Here is a 1818-nt window from a genome sequence, read left to right as displayed (position 1 = left end):
CCCTGTTCTGAGCCCCCCGAGTGATCGCGCTCCCCGACGCCCGCACTCTGCGCAGGACGCATCGAGGGGGTTGCCCGTACGGCGGCCTGCTGCCCGGCGTGCAGCTGAGCCGGATGTACCGCGGTCACCAACTGGGGAGCTCGGACATCCGGTCGGGTGTCCGAGCTCCCCAGTAGGTGTAGGAGGTTCGGCCGTTCGGTCGGTTGCTGCGGGGGCTGGGGAGTTCTACCGGTCGTTTTCGGGTGGTACGACTCCCCAGCACCGCCGGGCAACCGCGCGGCCGCACCTGGCCGAGCCGACAACCGGGGGCTTGAACAGGAAACGGTGGGTGTGAACAGGTCATTACTTGTTCACACCCACCACAGCGTGTCCACACCCCCGATGGCGTCCGACGAAACAGACGGCGCAGTCTCCGGATCATCGAACATAGGGACCCAGACCCAGCAACCGCAGAAGCCACCGCGACGGGTCGGCCGACAGGGCCCCGCCACTACCCGGCCAGCCATACCCCCTCTGTACCGCCGGCCGCAGCGGCGAGCAACCACTGCCGTAGGAGACCGGCCGCATCCGAGCGCACAGCCACCACCACCGCCACCGCCGTACTAGAACCTCACACCTCCAGCAAAAGAGCCGGATATCCCCTCAGCTGGGGGGATGCCCATCGAGAATTTCAACGGGCAACCCTCCAATTCGACGGGCAACCTTGCTCGCTCTTTGAGGCGACCGTGGCGCGCGGCTCGGCTGCCCACAACTCGCGGACCGCGCAGCAGAGCGAGTTATCCACAGGTGGAAAGTTTGCTGCTGGGAGCGGGGTGAATCTCCGTATGTTCTCCGTCGAGATCCGACCTCGGAGGAGAACCCATGGAGCATGTCGAGACATCCCAGAGTCCCGCCGCACCCCTGAGCGCTGGCGCACCCCATAGCACTGCCGCATCGCGGAGCACGGGTGCGCAGGCGGACGCGTTGCGTGGCCCGGCTGCGTCGCGGAGTTCGGGTGCTGAGCACCGGGCGCGTGCGAAGGTGCTGGTCGCGGAGCTGCATCGGATGGCCGCCGGCACCGACGATCCGGCCAAGCGAGCCGACCTCAAACGCTCCGCCGACTCGCTCATCCGCCTGGCCACGGCGTACCGGCCGTGAGCACCACGACTCTCGCCGCGCCTGCCTCGCTCGAGGAGCTTCTCCTGCGTAGCGGGCAGGCGGCGCTCGACCTTTCCGGCGCAGACCACAGCGCCTGGAACGGCCGGATCGTCGAGTCGACCGACGATATCCTCGGCCTCGCTCACTGGGACGGCACGCTCCACCTCGATCGCGAGTACATCCTCGACCCACTCCGCGAGATGTACGCACTAGCCGGCCAGAAGCACCCCATCGCAAAGCTGGCCCGCTACCGCGAAGCCCTCGCCACGATCCTGCACGAGCACTCCCACTTCCTCGGCCCCACCGGCGCCACCCAAGAGGCAGCCCGAGCCGCCTTCGTCCGCCCCGGCAGCCGCCAACTGGAAGAAGGCGTCGCCGAAGCCTGGACCCAAGCCCACCTCAACGCCTACCTCCACAAGCTCGGCATCGAGAAGGTTGCCCCCGGCATCGATACCTTCCACACCAACGGCCACTACGCCCCCTACGTCACCGCCGTCCGGATGCTCACCACCGACCTCGCCACCCGAGCCGAGATGTCACCCACCAAGATCCTCACCGCCCTCAACAACCAAACCGCCGAGCACCAGTTCGACCTCCTCACCACCCTCTACTACAACTCCACCCGCCTCCCCGACCTCGAACCCTCCGGCACCAGCACCCGAGACCACCTCGAATCCATCC

At 67.5% G+C, this 1818-nt stretch carries 1 protein-coding gene and 1 pseudogene; both read left to right on the top strand.

Going from position 1 to position 1818, the window contains the following annotated elements:
- Positions 1-861 precede the first annotated feature (861 nt).
- Positions 862-1137, top strand: coding sequence for a hypothetical protein (locus E1261_RS44630; RefSeq protein WP_132416413.1), 276 nt, complete (start codon positions 862-864; stop codon positions 1135-1137).
- Positions 1134-1818: pseudogene (locus E1261_RS44625) on the top strand (hypothetical protein); the annotation flags it as partial. The gene E1261_RS44630 and the pseudogene E1261_RS44625, both read left to right, overlap by 4 nt.

It is taken from the genome of Kribbella albertanoniae (assembly GCF_004348455.1).
Lineage (GTDB): Bacteria > Actinomycetota > Actinomycetes > Propionibacteriales > Kribbellaceae > Kribbella > Kribbella albertanoniae.
The sequence above is the reverse complement of the archived record's forward strand: the minus strand, read 5'-3'. Positions and strand labels throughout refer to the sequence as shown.